This is a genomic window from Pseudomonas sp. RW10S2 (genome assembly GCF_014268985.1).
GTDB classification, from domain to species: domain Bacteria; phylum Pseudomonadota; class Gammaproteobacteria; order Pseudomonadales; family Pseudomonadaceae; genus Aquipseudomonas; species Aquipseudomonas wayambapalatensis.
On sequence record NZ_JABWRO010000231.1, the window covers coordinates 1 to 2,167 of the forward strand.

2 protein-coding genes are annotated in these 2,167 nt (G+C 64.7%); one reads left to right on the forward strand and one right to left on the reverse strand.

The features are described 5' to 3' along the window. Positions 1-144: 144 nt before the first annotated feature. Entirely contained in the window at positions 145-1,323 is a 1,179-nt protein-coding gene (locus HU729_RS25460; protein WP_186667700.1) for an acetyl-CoA C-acetyltransferase, read from the forward strand. A 51-nt stretch (positions 1,324-1,374) separates the two neighbouring features. On the opposite strand, the gene HU729_RS25465 is transcribed toward HU729_RS25460, so the two are convergent. Next, positions 1,375-2,094, reverse strand: a complete 720-nt coding sequence (locus HU729_RS25465) for an SDR family NAD(P)-dependent oxidoreductase (protein ID WP_186711917.1) — start codon at positions 2,092-2,094, stop codon at positions 1,375-1,377. Positions 2,095-2,167: the final 73 nt, after the last annotated feature.

The following is a 2,167-nucleotide window of genomic DNA, read 5'->3' on the forward strand; positions in this document are numbered from 1 at the left end:
GGGAGCGGGCTTGCCCCGCGATAGGGCCGGCACAGACACCCTATTCATTTGCAAACCCGATCAATCACAAAGAAAAACAAACTTCTCAAATGAGCCCCGGGCAGTGATGCTGTCGCGATCCACTTCGCCTCCCGGAGAACAACAATGAACGAAGTCGCCATCGTCGCCGCCACCCGTACTGCCATCGGCAGTTTCCAGGGCACCCTGGCCAATGTCTCGGCCATCGATCTCGGTGCTGCGGTGATCAAGCGCCTGTTGGAGCAGACCGGCCTTGACCCCGCGCAAGTCGACGAGGTGATCCTCGGCCAGGTGCTGACCGCAGGCGCCGGCCAGAACCCCGCCCGCCAGGCCGCGGTCAAGGCCGGCCTGCCCCACGCGGTGCCGGCGCTGACCCTGAACAAGGTCTGCGGTTCGGGCCTCAAGGCCCTGCATCTGGCGGCCCAGGCGATCCGCTGCGGCGACGCCGAGGTGGTGATCGCCGGCGGCCAGGAGAACATGAGCCTGGCGCCGTACGTGCTGCCCTCGGCCCGCACCGGCCAGCGCATGGGCCATGGCCAACTGGTCGATACCATGATCACCGATGGCCTGTGGGACGCCTTCAACGACTACCACATGGGCATCACCGCCGAGAACCTGGTGGACAAGTACGCCATCTCCCGCGAACAGCAGGACGCCTTTGCCGCCGAGTCCCAGCGCAAGGCCGTGGCGGCTATCGAAGGCGGTCGTTTCAAGGACGAGATCACCCCCATCCACATCCCGCAGAAAAAAGGCGATGCGCTGGTGTTCGACACCGACGAACAACCTCGCCCAGGCACCAGCGCCGAATCGCTGGGCAAGCTGCGTGCAGCCTTCAAGAAAGACGGCAGCGTCACCGCTGGCAACGCCTCGAGCCTCAACGATGGCGCCGCTGCCGTGCTGCTGATGAGCGTCGACAAGGCCAAGGCCCTGGGCCTGCCGGTGCTGGCCAGGATCACCGGCTACGCCAGTGCCGGTGTAGACCCGGCGATCATGGGCATCGGCCCGGTCTCGGCGACCCAGCGCTGCCTGCAGAAGGCGGGCTGGCAGTTGTCCGACCTGGACCTGATCGAAGCCAACGAAGCCTTCGCGGCCCAGGCCCTGGCAGTGGGCAAGGAGCTGGCCTGGGATGCGGCGAAGGTCAACGTCAACGGCGGTGCCATCGCCCTGGGCCACCCGATCGGCGCCTCGGGTTGCCGGGTGCTGGTGACCTTGTTGCACGAGATGATCAAGCGTGATGCGAAGAAAGGCCTGGCGACGCTGTGCATCGGCGGTGGCCAGGGTGTCGCGTTGACGATCGAGCGATGAGTCTGGGGTGAGTGCTGCGCAGGCGAGCCCGCGAAGCACTCACCGCTAATCTCAGAATCTTTCATCCAGGATCGCCGGCAAGCTCAGCTCCCTGACAAAGCTGGCCGGCGACAGTGACAGGATCGTCCTGACCACCTGCACCACATCGTGCACCGGTATCAGTTGCCCTTCCCCACGCCGCGCAGCCTCAGCAACCGGCACCTTCAGGCCGTCCTCGGTATTGAGATAGCCAAGGTTCAGACAGGTCACGCCAAGATGCCGATCGCGGTAGCCCTCGCGCAGGGCGTCGGCGATGCCTTGCAGGGCGAACTTGCTGGCACCGAAGGTCACCTCAGGGCGCCCGCTGCGCGGCAGGCCCGAGGTTGAGCCGGTCAGCAGGATGCGTGGGTGCTGGCTTTGCAGCAACAGGGGCAGCAGACGCTTGATCAGCAGGATGGTCGCCGTGATGTTGCAACCGACCATGGTTTCAATCTGGGCGTCCTGGTCGTCGAGAAAATCGTAGGCGGGGTGGAACGCCAGGGGCTCCCAGATGCCCAGGTTGTAGATCAGGGTGTCGATGCCTTGATCGGCCACAGCCTTGGTGATGGAGGCGACGGCAGTTGCGGGTTGAGTGAGGTCGGCTTCGATCCAGCGGGTTTCGATACCAGCGATGACGGGGACATGCGGGGGGATGGCGCGGGCTACGCCGATCAGGGTGTCACCGGGGTTGCCCAGGCCTTGCATCAGGGCCTTGCCCAGCCCTTTGCTGGCGCCGATTACCAGGGTCTTCATCAATAACTCCATTTATCGAGATTTGGGGAAAGAGGCAGGGACAGCGGTGACCTTTTCGCGGGCAAGCCCGCTC

Coding starts and splice junctions, on each gene's coding strand:
- HU729_RS25460 (WP_186667700.1), top strand. CDS start 145: ATGAACGAAGTCGCCATCGTCGCCGCCACCCGTACTGCCATCGGCAGT.
- HU729_RS25465 (WP_186711917.1), bottom strand. CDS start 2,094: ATGAAGACCCTGGTAATCGGCGCCAGCAAAGGGCTGGGCAAGGCCCTG.